Source organism: Thiocystis violacea (genome assembly GCF_016583565.1).
Taxonomy (GTDB): Bacteria; Pseudomonadota; Gammaproteobacteria; order Chromatiales; family Chromatiaceae; genus Thiorhodococcus; species Thiorhodococcus violaceus_A.
On record NZ_NRRF01000045.1, the window covers coordinates 15,821 to 31,654 of the forward strand.

The 15,834-nt window shown below is 64.0% G+C and carries 17 protein-coding genes; 4 read left to right on the forward strand and 13 right to left on the reverse strand.

The window, feature by feature from the left end:
- Positions 1-2 precede the first annotated feature (2 nt).
- From CKO23_RS16650 to CKO23_RS16665, 4 genes are read right to left on the reverse strand one after another with little or no spacing between them, the layout of a single operon-like run.
- Entirely contained in the window at positions 3-605 is a 603-nt protein-coding gene (locus CKO23_RS16650) for an ABC-type transport auxiliary lipoprotein family protein (protein WP_200332947.1), read from the reverse strand.
- Positions 602-1,660: an MlaD family protein gene (locus CKO23_RS16655; RefSeq protein WP_200332948.1), complete on the reverse strand. Its 1,059-nt coding sequence runs from the start codon at positions 1,658-1,660 to the stop codon at positions 602-604. The genes CKO23_RS16650 and CKO23_RS16655 overlap by 4 nt, the downstream gene beginning before the upstream one ends.
- Positions 1,661-1,675: 15 nt before the next feature.
- The gene (locus CKO23_RS16660) at positions 1,676-2,476 is read right to left on the reverse strand and encodes an ATP-binding cassette domain-containing protein (RefSeq protein WP_200332970.1); all 801 of its coding nucleotides are present in this window, start codon (positions 2,474-2,476) and stop codon (positions 1,676-1,678) included.
- 13 nt (positions 2,477-2,489) lie between these two features.
- On the reverse strand, positions 2,490-3,596 hold the full coding sequence (locus tag CKO23_RS16665) for an ABC transporter permease (RefSeq protein ID WP_200332949.1): 1,107 nt from the start codon (positions 3,594-3,596) through the stop codon (positions 2,490-2,492).
- A 234-nt stretch (positions 3,597-3,830) separates the two neighbouring features.
- Here CKO23_RS16665 and CKO23_RS16670 point away from each other — a divergent pair, with 234 nt between their 5' ends.
- Positions 3,831-4,136: an antibiotic biosynthesis monooxygenase family protein gene (locus CKO23_RS16670; protein ID WP_200332950.1), complete on the forward strand. Its 306-nt coding sequence runs from the start codon at positions 3,831-3,833 to the stop codon at positions 4,134-4,136.
- A 49-nt stretch (positions 4,137-4,185) separates the two neighbouring features.
- Here the strand turns inward: CKO23_RS16670 and CKO23_RS16675 are convergent, their stop codons facing one another.
- Positions 4,186-5,019 carry an MBL fold metallo-hydrolase gene (locus CKO23_RS16675; protein ID WP_200332951.1) on the reverse strand — a complete coding sequence of 278 codons (834 nt, stop codon included), beginning with the start codon at positions 5,017-5,019 and terminating at the stop codon, positions 4,186-4,188.
- A 166-nt stretch (positions 5,020-5,185) separates the two neighbouring features.
- On the opposite strand from CKO23_RS16675, the gene CKO23_RS16680 reads away from it, so the two are divergent.
- Positions 5,186-5,413, forward strand: coding sequence for a hypothetical protein (locus CKO23_RS16680; protein WP_200332952.1), 228 nt, complete (start codon positions 5,186-5,188; stop codon positions 5,411-5,413).
- A 162-nt stretch (positions 5,414-5,575) separates the two neighbouring features.
- On the opposite strand, the gene CKO23_RS16685 is transcribed toward CKO23_RS16680, so the two are convergent.
- The gene (locus CKO23_RS16685) at positions 5,576-8,647 is read right to left on the reverse strand and encodes a type I restriction endonuclease subunit R (RefSeq protein WP_200332953.1); all 3,072 of its coding nucleotides are present in this window, start codon (positions 8,645-8,647) and stop codon (positions 5,576-5,578) included.
- A gap of 47 nt (positions 8,648-8,694) precedes the next feature.
- On the opposite strand from CKO23_RS16685, the gene CKO23_RS16690 reads away from it, so the two are divergent.
- The gene (locus CKO23_RS16690) at positions 8,695-9,018 is read left to right on the forward strand and encodes a type II toxin-antitoxin system RelE/ParE family toxin (RefSeq protein WP_346014625.1); all 324 of its coding nucleotides are present in this window, start codon (positions 8,695-8,697) and stop codon (positions 9,016-9,018) included.
- Positions 9,019-9,021: 3 nt separating this feature from the next.
- On the forward strand, positions 9,022-9,327 hold the full coding sequence (locus CKO23_RS16695) for an addiction module antidote protein (protein WP_200332954.1): 306 nt from the start codon (positions 9,022-9,024) through the stop codon (positions 9,325-9,327).
- 56 nt (positions 9,328-9,383) lie between these two features.
- On the opposite strand, the gene CKO23_RS16700 is transcribed toward CKO23_RS16695, so the two are convergent.
- The 7 genes from CKO23_RS16700 to CKO23_RS16730 form a co-directional block, all read right to left on the reverse strand.
- Entirely contained in the window at positions 9,384-10,052 is a 669-nt protein-coding gene (locus CKO23_RS16700) for a hypothetical protein (RefSeq protein ID WP_200332955.1), read from the reverse strand.
- Between the two features lie 175 nt (positions 10,053-10,227).
- Positions 10,228-10,878 (reverse strand): restriction endonuclease subunit S, encoded by a 651-nt coding sequence (locus CKO23_RS16705; protein WP_200332956.1) that lies wholly within the window; start codon positions 10,876-10,878, stop codon positions 10,228-10,230.
- Between the two features lie 72 nt (positions 10,879-10,950).
- The gene (locus CKO23_RS16710; RefSeq protein WP_200332957.1) at positions 10,951-11,340 is read right to left on the reverse strand and encodes a type II toxin-antitoxin system death-on-curing family toxin; all 390 of its coding nucleotides are present in this window, start codon (positions 11,338-11,340) and stop codon (positions 10,951-10,953) included.
- On the reverse strand, positions 11,337-11,564 hold the full coding sequence (locus tag CKO23_RS16715; protein ID WP_200332958.1) for an AbrB/MazE/SpoVT family DNA-binding domain-containing protein: 228 nt from the start codon (positions 11,562-11,564) through the stop codon (positions 11,337-11,339). Before CKO23_RS16715 ends, CKO23_RS16710 begins: the two co-directional genes overlap by 4 nt.
- Positions 11,561-11,803 (reverse strand): type II toxin-antitoxin system RelB family antitoxin, encoded by a 243-nt coding sequence (relB, locus tag CKO23_RS16720; RefSeq protein WP_200332959.1) that lies wholly within the window; start codon positions 11,801-11,803, stop codon positions 11,561-11,563. The genes CKO23_RS16715 and relB overlap by 4 nt, the downstream gene beginning before the upstream one ends.
- Positions 11,804-11,879: 76 nt before the next feature.
- Positions 11,880-14,057 (reverse strand): N-6 DNA methylase, encoded by a 2,178-nt coding sequence (locus CKO23_RS16725; protein ID WP_200332960.1) that lies wholly within the window; start codon positions 14,055-14,057, stop codon positions 11,880-11,882.
- A gap of 481 nt (positions 14,058-14,538) precedes the next feature.
- Positions 14,539-15,081, reverse strand: a complete 543-nt coding sequence (locus CKO23_RS16730) for a chemotaxis protein CheW (RefSeq protein WP_200332961.1) — start codon at positions 15,079-15,081, stop codon at positions 14,539-14,541.
- Positions 15,082-15,834: the final 753 nt, after the last annotated feature.

The following is a 15,834-nucleotide window of genomic DNA, read 5'->3' on the forward strand; positions in this document are numbered from 1 at the left end:
ACTCAAATCGCTTGCGACACGTCCGCCGCCAGCTCGGTCAGGATCTCCCCGAGGGCGCTTCCGTAGCCTTTCACCACGGCGGCTGGCGATGGCTCGACGAGATCCACGCGGCGGCTTAGGGTCCGCTCGAGGCGCGCCCTCGGCGTCACGGCCGTCAGGTCCATCAGTCTGAATTGCACGGTGACGACGGCCGCTGCCCGGCGCTCCGGGCGCAGGTCGCCGTAGAGTTCGGTCACCACGGCCTCCAGGACGTGGGTCGCGCCCTCATAGTTGTCTGGCTGGGTCACGGCGGCGAAGGGGCCGGCGCGATCGAGCCATGCGGCCATGCTGGCACCCAGAAGGTCGCCCGGGTCGGCGATGAAGGTGTTGTCGGCGTCGGCGGCGTAGCGCACCGCGTCGAGCCGGAAGACGAGCGCGCGACTGGCGAAGGCCGGTGCGATGCGTACGCGCCCCATGCTCAGGGTCTCGGGGCGCCGTTTGGCGCTCATTGCCGGAGGCGGGATCTCGACCATATAGGTCGCCGCCTCCGGCATGGGTCGCCCGATCGAGCAGGCGGTCAGCGCCACGAGGGCACAGAGCAATAGGGTCAGGCGCGTCAGGATCATTTGCCTTTGCTCCAGGGAAACTCGGCGCCTTGCCGCGGTCCGCCGATGAAGAAGCCAGCGGGATCGCGCTTGGCGCGCTCGGAGAGGGCGCGCAGGTTCGCCGCCGTGACGCGCAGGTCCGCGACGATGACGCGCACGTCGTATTGATTGTCGCCGACCAGCGCGTCGACACGCTGAAGCGTCTGGTCCAGGTTGGTCAGGGTTCGGGCGAGCGCGTCGCCCTCGGCGATCGCCTTCAGACGCGCGCTGAAGTCCTCCGCGTTGTGCAGGGTGCGTCCGAAGCTGGGGTCGGCCAGGAGGTCGTCGACCCGCTTGGAGGCGCTGGCGAAACGGCGCATGGCCTGCGCGATCGGCGCCTCGGCCAGGGTTTGGTCGAGCCGCTTGACCAGGGCGCGCGAATCCGCCATGAGCGCGACCATCTCGCCCGAGAGTGTCTCGATCGGGAGCTGGTCGAGCTTGTGGTCCAGGGTGACGATGAGTCGGTTCAGGTTGGTGCCCAGCTCGCGGATGCCGGCCTCGTTCAGGCTGGCCAGGAACTCCTGCGCCTTGGCGATGAGTTCGCCGGTGAGGCTCTGCGCCGAGGGGATATAGGGGTCCTTCGGCGTCCAGTCGAAGGGCAGCGGCGGGTATCTCTCGGGGTCGAAGTAATCCAGCACCAGGTACAGCTGTCCGGTGATGCCGGCGAGCTGGGTCTGCGCGCGCAGGCCGCGGGCGACATAGTCCTGGATCTCGGTGCGCCACTGCTCGAGGAGGGCATCCGGGCCTGAGAGCTTGGCGCGCACGACGATGTAGGCACGGCGGTTCTCCAGCGGCACGCCCCGCTCATAGGTCACGGCGGAGAGCAGGATGTCGCTGACCTGGCCGACCGGCACGCCGCGGAAGTTGACCGGCGCGCCGAGCTCCAGACCGGCGACGGATTGATTGAAGTAGGTCTCGATGACCAGGGTCGGTTTGAGCATGGAGCGTCCGACCAGGATGAAGAGCACGCCAAGGAGCGCCGCCACCGCGACGCTGACGAAGATCCCCAGTCGGACATAGCCTTGCCGCTCGTCCATGCTCTGCCCCCCTGCTCAGTCGACGCCCGCGTCCGGCCGGCGATTGAAGAACTGCCGCACCTTGGCCTCCGTGCCGCGGTCGCGCAGCTCGGCCGGCTTGCCCGTGGCAATGATGCGGCGCGTCTCGGTGTCCATCATGACGGCTCTGTCGGCGATGTTGAAGATGCTCTGCAGCTCGTGGGTGACGACCACGAAGGTGAAGCCAAGGTGTTTGCGCAGCCGCAGGATGGTCCGATCCAGATTGGCCGCCGTGATGGGATCGAGGCCCGCCGAGGGCTCGTCCAGCATCAGGATGTCCGCCCCCAGCGCCATGGCGCGCGCGATGCCGGCGCGTTTCATCATGCCGCCCGAGAGCTCGCCCGGCATCAGGGACTCCGCCTCGCCCATCTCGACCAGGTGCAGCAGCATGCGCGCGATCAGGTTTTTCTGCGCCAGCCCCAGGTCGGTGAAGGCATCCAGCGGAAAGCGCACGTTCTGCAGCACGCTCTGGGAGCCGAAGAGGGCGCCGCTCTGATACATGATGCCGAGACCGCGCTGAAGCCGCGCCTTGTCCGCCGGCCCGGCGTTCACGATGCTCTCGCCGTCGATCAGCACATCGCCATGGATTGGCGCATAGAGGCCGATCATGTTCTTCATCAGGCTCGACTTGCCGCATCCGGACTCGCCCAGGATGACCAGGATCTCGCCGCGCCACACATCGAAGTTCGCGTCTTCCAGCAGAACCTTGGGGCCGTAGCCGATGCTGAGATGGCGGACGCTGACGGCCGGCGCCTCGACGGCCGTCTGGCCGGGCTCGGGGGCGCGCGCCGGGGGCATGTCGGGCGGCGCCTCAGGCATCGAGCAGCACGGTGAAGAGACCGTCCAGCACGACGATCCAGATGATGCTCGTCACCACGGCGCTGGTCGCGGAGAGGCCGACCGAGGTCGCGCCCGCCCCGGTCGCCAGACCGCGCTGACAGCCGATGACCGCGATGGCGAGCCCGAAGGCGGCGGCCTTCATGAGGCCGACCAGGAAATCCCCGATCGCCACGGCGCCGAGCAGGTGGTGATAGAACTGGAAGAAGCCGATGTCGAAGCGGATCAGCACCAGCGCGCCCCCAACCAGGCCGACGATGTCCGCGAGGACGGTCAGCAGCGGCACCACCAGGACGGCGGCCAGCAGGCGCGGCAGCACCAGGAAGCGGATGGGGTCCAGCCCGAAGGTGAGGATGGCGTTGATCTCCTCGTTGACCTTCTGGGTGCCGATCTGGGCGGCAAAGGCGGCCCCGGTGCGCCCGGCGAAGACGATGGCGGTCATGAGCGCGCCCAGCTCGCGCAGCATGGCGACGCCCACGCCATCGACCACGAAGATCACGGCGCCGACCTCGCGCGCCACCAGGGCGATCTCGAAGGCGATGATGACCCCCATGAGGAAGCCGATCAGCAGCACGATGGGCACCGCATTGGCGCCGGCCTCGGTCGCCACGTTAAGCACCTCGCGCCAACGCACGACGCCGCGCCGGCTGAGCGCCTGGCCGAGCGCGAGGGCGCAGGCGCCGAGGAATCCCAGCATGCTCGCGGCCTCCGCGGCGCGCCGCGAGACCACCCGGCCAAGGCGCTCGATGCGGCCGGCGGGCTGCATGCTGTCGGCGGCGCGGGTCAGCTCGGCGGGCGGGTAGGTGGGGATGAGGGCCGCCAGGTTCGGCGCCAGTCCGCGGATCTCGATCGCCGCGCCCGGCTCGCGCGCTTGGTGCTGCAGGTCGTAGATGAGCGCGATGCCGGCGTCGTCGATCAGCTCCAAGCCGGACGCATCGATCACCAATGGACGCTTGGGATGACGGCTGAGCAGCTCCAGTGCCTGCGCCCACAGGGGCGCGGCGCCGAAGGCGGTGATCCGGCCTTTAAGGATCAGATCCGCCCGAGGTGCCTCGGCCGGTGCGGTGTTGGTTGCGCTCATGCTTGAGAAGATAGACCTGGCGTGGCCTGCTTGCATTGACCGGCGTCGATGCGCGCGCACCGGCGATTCGGGTCCACGCCGAGGCGCGAGAGGGTCGCAGTCGCCGGCTGGGCGCGGGCTGTCCGGCATGCGAGACCTCCGCCCAGGGGGTGTGCGGCGCATCTCGCAACGCCCTGGTTGAGCCCCCATACTAGCGCCTCCCATTCAAGATCCTCGAACCCCAGGAGCCATCGCATGTACTTAGCCATGAACCGTTTCCGTATCGCGCGCGGCCAGGAAGATGCCTTCGTCGAGCACTGGCGCAATCGGGAGAGCTACCTGGATGAGGTGCCTGGCTTTCTGCGGTTTCACCTCCTCAAAGGCCCGCAGGCGGAGGATCACACCCTCTTCTCCTCCTTCTCGGAATGGACCTCGGAGGATGCCTTCGTCGCTTGGACTCACTCCGAGGCCTTCCGCGCGGCGCACGCGAACGCCGGCAATACGACGCGCGATCTCTATCTGGGGCCGCCGCAGCTGGAGCTCTTCGAGTCCGTGATCTGAGCCTGGGCGGACCAGGCCGCCGGCCGATCGCCGAGACGGCCCCTGTGCCTCAGGCGAGGCCGAAGCCGTGCCTGGTGCCCACCACGGATGCGCGGAACTGGCTGGGGAAGCGCGCGCGCAGGTCGCAGGTCGCCTCCAGCCCAGTGCAATGGATGGGTGCCAGGTAGCCGATCGCGAGCCGCTCCAGGTGCTCGGCGGTGAAGGCGAGACGTTCCGCGCTGGCGCGCAGCAGGTGCATGCCGCCGATGACCGCGTGGATCGGTCGGCCCTCGGTCAGCTCCAGGACATACTCCAGCGTATTGATGACGCCCGAGTGGCCGCAGCCGAGCAGGACGACGGTCCCGGCGGCCGTTTCCAGGTACATGGCCTGATCGTCCGGCAGCAGGTCCGGGTGGGTCCGCCGCGGATCCTGGTAGAAGGGGCCGCCGGTGTCTTCGATGGCATGTCGGCGGGGGATCTCGCCCGTGAGGTGGATGCCGGACGCGATGGTGACGGGCTCGGCGGTGGCGATCAGGCGGCGCGAACGGCTGCGCAGGACGTCTGGCTCCAGACAGGGCGTTCCGATCGCGACGCCTTCCCGGTTGTACTTGGGCTGCATGGCCCGCGGGTGCAGGTAGAGGTCGACCGGTCCGGTGACAGCGAGCGCCTCCATGAGTCCGCCGGCATGGTCGTAGTGCCCGTGACTGAGCGCGATCGCCTCGACCCGCGCGAGCGGCAGGTCGAGCAGCTCGGCGTTGTGGCGGAGCACATGGCCCTGTCCCGTATCGAACAGCAGGCAGTGCTCGTCCGCCTGGATGAAGAAGGCGACACCGTGCTCGCCCAACAGCCCTTTTCCACCTGCCGTGTTTTCGACGGCCTGGGTGATCCTCAGATCACGTATCATGCAAATGCTCCCGCGTTGTCTTCGAGGTTGCGTCGAGCGCCGCGGCCGAGCCTGCTCCATGCGCGCGGTAAGGGTCTCGACGCCATTGAAAAACGTCTTGAGTCTACTAGGGTTAGCTCTGAAGTCGATGCAGTTCCCTAAAACGAGTCTGCTGACGAGGTGTGAGATGGGTTACAGCGATATTTTGATCCACATCGACGAAGAGCTGGATGACGACAGCATCCACGATCTGGCGCGTGAGCTGGGCAATTGCGATGGCGTGCTCTCGGCCTGTGTCTCGGAGACGCGGCGCCACCTGATGCTGGTCCAGTTCGACCCCGACGATGTCAGGCCGAGCGACGTGGTGAGGCAGGTCCGCGCGCGCGGCTTTGGCGCGGAGATGGTCGGTCTTTAGATGCACCAAGCGGCGGCGCCCGCACGGGGCGCCGCCATCACATCGACCTCGGCATCCTCTGGCGCGACGAGATGCGCCGCCAACACGGTCCGCGTCGCCGAGAGAATGCTCGATCTTGCGAATAGCCGATGTGGCGGTGGCGTCAAAAGAGCCGGGCATCGGTCAATGTACGTCTTGGTTCTCCCGCACTCGGCGGAAGATCTCGCGCGCCAGGTGTTCATGCGCCGCCGAGCGGAACTCGGTATCCGTCATCACCCGAGAGAAAATTTCCTCGTTGCCCTCCATCCGCGCGATGAACAGCTCGTCCAGCATGCGGTCCAGATAGGCCGAGAAGTTCGTGAAGTTGTTGGCGCGGGCCGCCTCGGCGATGGTCTCGTCGTGCTCCGCCGAGGCCCGTATCTGGTCGAAAAAGAGTTGATCCGCCTCGGCGAAATCGGTGCCGAAGCGTTCGTTGAGGTGGTCGATCAGGCTTGAAAGGGCAACCGCCTCATCCCGGACGCCGCCGGTGCCGACATCGGTCGGCCCTTTCAGGGGATAGGGCTCTCCCCGCGAGAGATCGATGGAGCCCTCGGTCATCTGCTGAAGCCGGAAGAACCGCAGCGCCACCTCATCATCCAACACGAAGCCCCGGCCATCACCCGGCGGCGGGAGCTTGGCCAACAGGTTGCGCACGAAGGCGTAGAGGCGTTCGAGGTCGCTGTCCTGATAGGGGATGATCTGTGACAGGAAGGCATAGAGGTTCCGATAGGCCGTTAACTGGCCGCGAAATTCCTCGCGTTCTTCCTCCTTCCGTTCTTGAAAGCACTGGACGACGGCATCGAGCACCGCATTCATCAGACGATGATCGCGCGCCGAGTGGTCGCGCTTGGCGCGGTACCAGACCTCGGCGAAGGCGGTCACATCCGCCGGTGTGAAGATCGCCCATTCCAGCAGGCGGTGTTGCAGCTCCGAGAGGCGCTGCGGATCGGCATTCTCGCCCACGGGTGTCGTCTCATAATAGGGCTTGAACGCCTGGTAGATATCGTCCTCCTCGTTGGCGAAATCGAGCACGAAGGTGCGCGACTTGCCCGCTGCGATGCGATTGAGCCGCGAGAGGGTCTGCACCGCCTGAACACCGGCGAGGCGCTTCACCACATACATCGTCTGCAACAGGGGCTGATCGAAGCCGGTCTGATACTTCTCCGCGACCAGCAGCACCCGGTAATCGTCGCGCTCGAAGGTCTCGGGCAGCTCGCTTTCGGCCAGTCCGTCGTTCATCGCCACTTCGGTGTAGGACGCCCCGGGGTCGTCCGGGTCCTCGACCGTGCCCGAGAAGGCCACCAGCGAACGAATGCCGCTGTAGCCCTGAGCGTTGATGTAGCGATCGAAGGCGAGCTTGTACTTCACGGCGGCAAGGCGGGAACCCGTGACCACCATGGCCTTCGCCCGGCCGCCGAGCTCGTGCATCACATAGAGCCGGAAGTGCTCGACGATGACGGAGACGACCTGCTCGATGTTGACTGGATGCAGCTCCAGATAGCGCGCGAGCGCCTTCGCGGCCTTCTTGCGCGGCACATCGGGGTCGTCCTCGATCTGCTTGATCAGGCCGAAGAAGCGCTTGTAGGTGGTGTAGTTTTGGAGCACATCCAGGATGAAACCCTCCTCGATGGCTTGCCGCATGGAGTAGGCGTGGAAGGGTGATGCGCCGGACGGACCTGGCTCGTCGAACAGGGCCTTGGTCTTGAACTTCGGCGTGGCCGTAAAGGCGAAGAAACTCAGGTTCGGCTGCCGGGCGCGCCGCAGCGCATCGCGCAGCACGGCGGACTTGGCCTCGTCGGACAGGTCGTCGTCTTCCTCCCCGGAGAGCTGGGCGGCGATGGCTGCCTCGATTCCATCCTTGTTCAGCATGCCCTTCAGTGCCGTCGCGGTCTCGCCGCTCTGGGACGCGTGCGCCTCATCGACGATGACGGCGAAGCGCTTGCCCGCCGTGTCGATGGTGACACCACCGCCCTTCTTCTCCAGCGTCGAAAGCGCCTGAGAGATGAAGGGGAATTTCTGGATGGTGGTGATAACAATGGGCGTGCCCTGCGAGAGTGCGCGGGCGAGCTGCTGGGTATCCTCGTCGATCTTCTCGACCACGCCGGTCTTGTGCTCGAACTGATAGATAGTCGCCTGCAACTGCTGATCGAGCACGCGCCGGTCGGTCACGACGATGACGGAGTGGAAGATTTTCTCGTCCTCGGCGTCGTGCAAGCTGGCCAGCCGGTGCGCGAGCCAGGCAATGGAGTTCGATTTGCCCGAGCCGGCCGAGTGCTGGATCAGATAATGTCGGCCCGCGCCATGGGCCTTGGCGTGCGCGACCAGACGGCGAACCGCGTCGAGCTGGTGATAGCGCGGAAAGATCATGGTCTCCTTGCGCACCGTGCGCACGCCCTTGTTGGTGGTGATCTTCTTGTCCTTCAGCTCCAGGTGCATGAAGCGTTGCAGGATCTCCAGCAGGCTATCGGCCCTGAGGACTTCATCCCAGAGGTAATGCGTCTTCCAGTTACCCTCCACCGGCGGGTTCCCCGCGCGGTGATCCTGGCCGCGGTTGAAGGGCAGAAAATGGGTGTCCTTGCCCTGGAGTCGGGTCGTCATCCAGACCTCGTCCGGGTCCACCGCGAAATGCACCAAGGCGCGCTTCTTGAACGCAAAGAGCAAGTCGCGCTCATCGCGCTGGGTCTGGTATTGGTCAATGGCAACGGCGGCGCGCTGTCCAGTCAGCGGATTTTTCAGCTCGGCAGTGACGACCGGGATGCCGTTCACGGCGAGGGTGACGTCGATGATGCAGCGGCGGTGCTTGCCGTCCGCCTTCTTCATGACCGAGGTGAAGCCGACCTGGCGCGTGACAGTCAGCCGGTTCTTGGCATAGAGCGCCGCCGCCTCGGGGTTCATGCGCGTGTTGGGCTGGAAATAGGCCATGCGGAAGGTTTTGCCGTAGCACTTGAAACCGTGGCGTAGGACGTGGAGCGTACCTTTTAGCTCCAGCTCCTTGGCCAGATTGTCCAGCACGGTCGCGGCGGTCTTCGGCCCGAGCAGCGCCTCGAGTGCCGCCCACTTGGTCGGTTGGCTGTCGCGTAGGAAGCCAGTGACATCCTCGGGGAAGATGGCGATCGTTTCGTCATAGGCGTTGTGGTGGCGGGCCGCATAGCCTCCGGAGCCGGTTAGCTCGGCCTCAATCGCGGTCTCGAAGGCGTATTCAGTGTGGGCTGGCATGGGTCCTTCCTCGAAGCAGGTTCAATACAACAGAATCCTTGCTCGCAGTGTCATCGAACGATTACGATTATCCAATGTATACAATCAAGCAAACGCCAGCGTTCGCCGCTTGGCTGTCCGGCCTCAAAGATCGCCTGACGCGCACGCGCTTGGCGCGCCGACTTGAAAAGGCGCAGCTTGGCAACCTCGGTGATGTGAGACCCGTCGGCGCTGGCGTCTTCGAGATGCGCGAATGCTTCGGTCCTGGCTGGCGGATGTATTACATTCAGCGAGGCCAATCGCTGATCTTGATGCTGGGCGGCGGCGACAAGTCCACTCAACAAACCGACATTGCCAAGGCGATCGCGTTGGCTGACACCCTGGAGGATTGAGTCATGACCGAGAAAATCCGCATTGCCGATCTGCCTGAGTTCGACATCACCGAGCACCTGGATGACGACCAGGCCATTGCTGAGTATCTGACCATCGTGCTGGAAGAGAACGACCCGGCGGCTTTCGCGCAGGCGCTCGGCACCGCGGCCCGCGCGCGTGGCATGACCGAGATCGCCAAGGCGAGCGGAATCGCGCGCGAAGCCCTCTACAAAGCCTTGCGACCCGAGTCGCAGCCGCGTTTCGACACCATCAACCGTGTCTGTCATGCGCTGGGCGTGAAGCTGGTGGCGCAGCGGATCGATGGGTGACGGTCGCGGCGGGCATCCGTGGCCCCCTTGGTCGTGTCATTTCGGCAGACCGAGGGTCAGCGCAGTTCCGCGATCTGGCCGGTGACGGCGGCGGTGATAAGGGCGGAGCGATACTCGGCAAGCTTCTCAATCGTGCCTCTGACTTTTTCGGTGATAACGTCGATCGGAGACAACAGGGCGCCTAAATGGTCAATTAGCTCGCGCTGTTCGGTTTCGGGAGGCAAAGTGAAGATCAAGCTGCCTACTACAGTGGTGTTCAGACCTGACAGGATAGCTCCCCGGCGCTCTGCTGCAATCTGCTCTGATACGAATTGTGCCTCATGCAGGAGCATTAGCGCCCACTCTGGCATCAGTCGAAATCGATTCGGTCGAATACGGATTGTGTCACTGTCCGCGATGCCTGGGGCTATCCGATCCGGTACACGCCTGCAATTGCCGAGCGAGCCTTTTCGGGTAATGACTAAGTCACCAGGCAAGAGTTCGTAGCGTTTCAATTCTGCGTATCGTTCTTCCTCAACCCATCTGCTTCCGTGCGTGAAGTCGCCCGATATCGTGTTTTCTTGCCCGTAAAGTTTAAAGCCAGTTTCATGGTCGGGAAGGTTCGTAAGCATTCCCCCGAACGGCCCCATTTGCAGACCTATGCCGTCTTCAACAAGGCGCTTCAGCGGCCTGACCTCCCAATGCGCCGGAATGTCCCCAAGCCAGTCGATGCCGGAGGGTTTCATGGGGGCGTCGGGGTTGATGCCCTTGGTGACGGCGCGGGTGATGAGGGCCTGGCGCCAGGGCTGTGAAGGTCACGAAAAGTGTAGAAACGTAACCGATTGATTTACCTGCTTTGCGCTGCCTCAAATCCGATGCTAACCACCGGAGCACCGCCTAGGTGCCTGCGTAAGATGCTGATTATACAAGTTGTATTTTCGCACCTTCAAAGCTCTGGGCCTGGCGCTTCTCGGCCAACCGATCCAGCAACGCGCGCTTTTTCTCGATCAGCGCATCGATCCGCGCTGTCTTCTCATCCAGAAAGCGGGCGATGCGCTGTTGGGTGGTGATTGGGGGAAGCGGTGGCATCCAGTCCTTGATGAAGCCTTCATCAATGCGCTTCTGGCCTCCGGCCCCATACATCTCCGACTCGCCGATCTTTCGGAAGTCGTCAGCAATCGACACATAGAAAAGAAAGCGCCGGTCGATGCTCGGTCCCGGACGAACAATGTGCAGCTCGGTCGTGCCGAATCCGATACCGTTGGCAAGTCCCTCGGCAAGCGCACCTTTTCCATTCTCAAAGCAAGGCGTGATCTTCGCGATACAAATGTCGCCATCCGCGAAGTAGGTGTAGCCGCTGTATACCTCCTCCAGCTCTCGCACCTCGTCGAGGTTTAGTCCCCCATACTCGCCGACAGCATCCATCGGGACGAACGAGACGAATTCGTCAGGTTCCATGTCCAGTGAGGACTTCTTGGGGTTCAGATGTGCGTCGAAGCGAAGACGGCGGCGCGTCCAACCTTGCAGCAGCTCTTCACACTCGGCACAGGCATTCTCTGCAACCGTGGTCATGCCACCAACCCCTCCAGCAACCCCGTAATCTCCCCTTCCAACCGACTGATGTCTCCCTCGATCTTTTCGTCGCTACTGAGCATGCGAATGCAACCTCATCCAGCGCGCCAGTTCGGCCTCTTGAACCTCAGAGGACGCCACGCCAAGCATGATTTCGACAACCTCGGCCTCTGGGGCTTGCAGCGTCCAGCCGTTGAGATCGAGAAACACGGCACTTGCCATGAAACCGATGCGCTTATTGCCATCGACATACCCGTGGTTGCGGGTCAGTCCGAAACCATAGGCGGCGGCGAGTGTGGCCAACTCCCGAACATCATCGTCCAGCCATTGATGTCGCGGCCGGGCGAGCGCGGAGTCGATCACGCCGTCGTCGCGAATCCCATGCAATCCACCAAAACGCTCGATCTGCTCGAAGTGCAACGCATCAACCCAGGTTCGTTTCAGCCAGAGCGGCTCCGTCACTTCGCTAGCTCACGCAAAGCATTCTCATAGCGCGCGCTGATTCTCGCGCCCGATTCCATCACCCGAGCCAGATCGGGATCGACGGTCGTCAAGAGGATGCCCTGCTCGGTTTCGACCGCGTAAATTCTGTCCCCATTGCTCAGGCTCAGACGATCAGTCATGGCCTTGGGAAGCTGTGTCGTCAGTGCTTCACCATCATGGTGCATCGTGAGTTCCACAATCATGTCGGTTTCTCCGAATCCGCCAGACCAAGCTCGCGCTCCACGTCATCTAGGGTATGGGTTGATTCTTCGCCGTTACGCACGCGCGCCATGACCGCATCAGCCAGGTAGTAATCCTCCAGATCATCCAGACCACGCTCGACCAGCTCGCGCAGGTAGAAGGCTTTGCTGCGACCGGTTTTGGCGGCGAGATGATTGAGTCGCTGCTCAGTGGCTGAATCGAGTCGAATGGATGTCGGCATGAGGCAATCCCTCGATGAATACATGTATCAACACTAGCATGGGATCGCCCAGGTTGCAGTGGAGGCATTCCATGACTCAGTCGATCAGACCGCGCAGCAACCCAGCAATCTCCCCCTCCAGCCGGCTGATGTCCCCCTCGATCTGATCCAACGGACGCGGCGGCTTGTAGACGTAGAAATGCCGGTTGATCGGGATCTCATAGCCCACCTTGGTCTTGTCATAGTCCACCCAGGCATCGGGCACATGGGGCAGCACCTCGCGCGTCATGTAGGCGTCGATGGTCTCGCGGAAGGCTGCAACCAAGCGGTCATTGGGCTTGTCCGGGCCAAAGTCCATCGGCAGCGGCAGCGCGGTTCCAGGCGGGAGCGGGATGTTCTCGGTGTCGCGCAGCTCGCTATCCGGCTCGGGTTGGCCCTTGGCGTCACGGCAGATCTCGGCTTCCGGGTCACGCTCACCGAGGGCGGCGAAGATGGCCTTCTTGATCGGGGCCGGGAGCTTGAGACCGGCGCGCTTGGCGGCGGCGGTCAGGTCGGTCTCGAACGTGGCGCGATCCAGGTAGCGGCCCTTGCCCTCAAGGGTTGCGAGCAGTTGGCGGATGGCTTCCTGCTGCTCGCGCCCTGCTTTCTCCTCGCGTTCCACCTGAGCCTTGTCCTTGCGCTTCTTCGAGACGGCCAGGTTGGCGAAGGCGCTCTGGTCGTCGAGCCAGGCGATGCGCTCGGGGGTGGCCTCGAGGTTCAGCCGCAGCGGGCGCTCGACGGTGATCTTGAGGAAGCCGAATTCGCGGTTCTCGAAGATCCGCGAGATGACGCGGGTCTCGGTCTGACCCTCGATCTGGACCTCCGCCGTCTCGCCGTCCGCCTGATTACCGTAGACGCGGGTCAACTGGGCGATCTGCGCCTCGCTGATCTCGTTGCGCTTGTTGTTGAGGCTCTTCTTCATCTTCTGGAAGAAGCGGGTGCCGTCGATCAGCTGCATCTTGCCGCGCCGCTCGGGCGGCTTACGGTTCGTCACCAGCCAGACATAGGTGAAGATGCCGGTGTTGTAGAAGAGCTGATCCGGCAGCGCCACGATGGCGTCGAGCCAGTCGTTCTCGATGATCCAGCGCCGGATGTTGGACGGCCCCGATCCGGCGTCGCCGGAGAACAGCGGCGAGCCGTTGAAGACGATGGCGATCTTGGAGCCGGGCTGGTCCTCATCCCCCGCAGCAAAGGGGTGCATCTTCGAGATCATGTGCTGAAGGAACAGCAGCGAGCCGTCGTTGATGGCCGGCAGCCCGGCGCCGAAGCGGCCCGTGAACCCCAGGGTCTTGTGCTCGCGCTCGACCGTGTCTTTCTGGTCCTTCCACTCGACGCCGAAGGGCGGGTTGGCCATGAGGTAGTGAAAACGCCGGCCCTCGAAGCCGTCTCGGGTCTTGCCGTCGCCGAGGGTGTCGCCGAGGACGATGTTGGCGGTGTCCTCGTCCTTGATGAGCATGTCCGAGCAGCAGATGGCCCAGGACTCGTCGTTGTACTCCTGGCCGTGGAGTGCGAGCTGCGCGCGCTCGTTCTGGGAGAGGATCAGCTTCTCGGACTCTGAGAGCATGCCGCCGGTGCCGCAGGCTGGGTCGTAGATGGTGCGGTAGATGCCGGGTTTGTAGACGTCCTGCTCGCCGGTGTAGATGAGGTTCGCCATGAGGCGGATGACCTCGCGCGGCGTGAAGTGATCGCCCGCCTCCTCGTTGGCCTGTTCGTTGAAGCGCATCACCAGATGCTCGAACAGGTAGCCCATCTGGAGGTTGTCGATCCTGCCGGGGTGGAGATCGAGTTCGGAAATCGCCTTGACGATGGTGAAGAGGCGGTTGCTGGCGTCCAGCTTCTCGATCTGATCGGCGAACTTGAAGCGCTCGAAGATGTGCCGCGCGGTCGGCGAGAAGCCGTTGATGTAGGAGACGAGGTTCGGCGCGATGTTCTCGGCGTCGCCAAGCAGGCGGGCGAAGGTGTAGGGGCTTACGTTGTAGAGCGGGTGCTTGCGGTTCGGGTCGGCGGCCTTGCCGAGTAGACGATCCATGGCCGCCTCGGGCATCTGCTGCGCCTCCAGCGCGGCATGCTGCTTAAGGACGGCGTCCTTGGTCGGCGCGAGGACGCAGTCGAGCCGCCGCAGAACGACCATTGGAAGCATGACCAGGCGATATTGCGGCGGTCGGTAAGGTCCCCTGAGCCGGTTCGCGATCTCCCAGATTTTGCCTTTCAGCTCTTCGTGCGCCTGAATGTTCACGGATGGTCGTCTCTTCCTGTGGTCGTCGGCTCTCTTCGCCGCACGGCTAAGTTGGTTGCTTGCTCACCCACGGGTCTAGGATAAAGGCTGCGGCGGCAGCGCCTCGGAGGGTGCGGTCCGAATTGGGAGAGCTTAAGCCATTCGCGCCCAGGGCTTCGGCATCGATCATCCTCGGCCCTTCGCGCCCTGAGGCGATTTCCGGAAATGACCTTAGCCAAATAGACCCGGATCGGTAGGGTGGGCAAAGTCCGCGCTCTGGGCTCGCGCCCAACCTCGACGCCAGACGGACGTGCCCATCTTGCAAGCCGCCGAGCTGGGATGATGGGCACGCCCCTGGACCCTCGGCACTCCGAAAGCAGCGCATCGCCAGGGCTTTGCCCATCCTACGGAACCGCGGGTCTGTTGTTTCCCGGAAATCGCCTGAGTCCTCTGACGTCAACCTGACCGAGAAGACTTGGGGTCGCGCGCATGATGCGGTCCCTCAGGCGGAAGGCTGGCCGCCATCCAGCATGCTCGCGCGTTGCGCGAGGGTGGCGAAGAGCGCGTCGAGATCGATCCGGGCGAAGACGGTGCCGTCGAGCGAGATGCCGGTGACCTCCAGCTCGGGCAGGTTGGGGATGGGGAAGAGCGGCTGGAAGGTTGCGTCGGCCGGGATTCGACAGGAGCGGATCTCGTCGATGCGCAGGCCGGCGCGGGCGTCGCGCCGCCCGACCATGAGGAAGTAGCCGCCGAGCTGGCGCGTGGGCTCCGCCATCAGCGCGCGGATGTCGTAGATCGGGATCAACTCGCCCCGATGATTCGCCAGTCCCAGGCACCAGGTCGCGGTAAAGGGCAGGCGTGCGCAGTGCAGCGGTGGTGAAACCTCGGTTGGGAGATCCGTCGGCGTCAGGAACCACCAGTCGCCGATGCGAAAGGCATGGGCGAAATCGCCGTCCTCCTGCTCGGGCTCCAGCTCTCCCAGGGCTAGGCGCGTTTCTAGTGCGGCACTGGCCGTGGCTTCTGTCTTGCGTGCGTCCTTGTTCATATGTGTGCGCCCCCGGCCTGGCTTGGCCGTGCCTGAAGGTGATGTCCGGGAAACACCAGGCTGTCAGTCCTGGTCGCGTCGGATGGGCAACGCCCGTGCGATGCGCTTCGTGGGGCGGCGGGCGTGCCCATCATCCAAGCTCCGTGCCTTGCAAGATGGGCACATCCGTCCGGCGTCGAGGTTGCACTCGGGGCCAGAGCGCGGACGTTGCCCATCCAGCCGATCCGCGTCTTCTCGGGTAAGGTCGTTTCCGGCATTCACCGTGCATTGGGCGAGCCTCAAGGCGGTGGTCGGCCAGCAACGTCCTCGGGCGAGCAAGCCGCCCGATGGGCGACTAAGATGACGCCCTGCGGTCTGGGGTTCAACCGGACCCCTGTGACCGGCTTCGCAGATCGCGTATCTCGGCGGCGGCTTTTTTCTGTCTTGATGAACAGCGCCTTCGGTGAAGGTCGTATTCGGTATCCGACGTTCGCTCGATCGCTTCCGGACGAGCGGTTTCGCTCGTCCGCGCCGCGCCCTCATCGGCGCCTTGGACCGGGCGAGAACCAGAGCACGACAATCGACGACTTCACCCTGGGATACTGTTACAGATAGCATTGGTCGTGGTGCCACGTCTCGCCTCATGCGTCTGGCATGGGCTGCGTCCATGGTTCGACTGCCAACGGCAGCGGTTTTCGCCATTGGCGCTTGGCGCGAGAGAGATGTGCAATCGTCGGTGTCGAGGTAGAGCGGGCGTTCAGGTCTGGCGTCGAG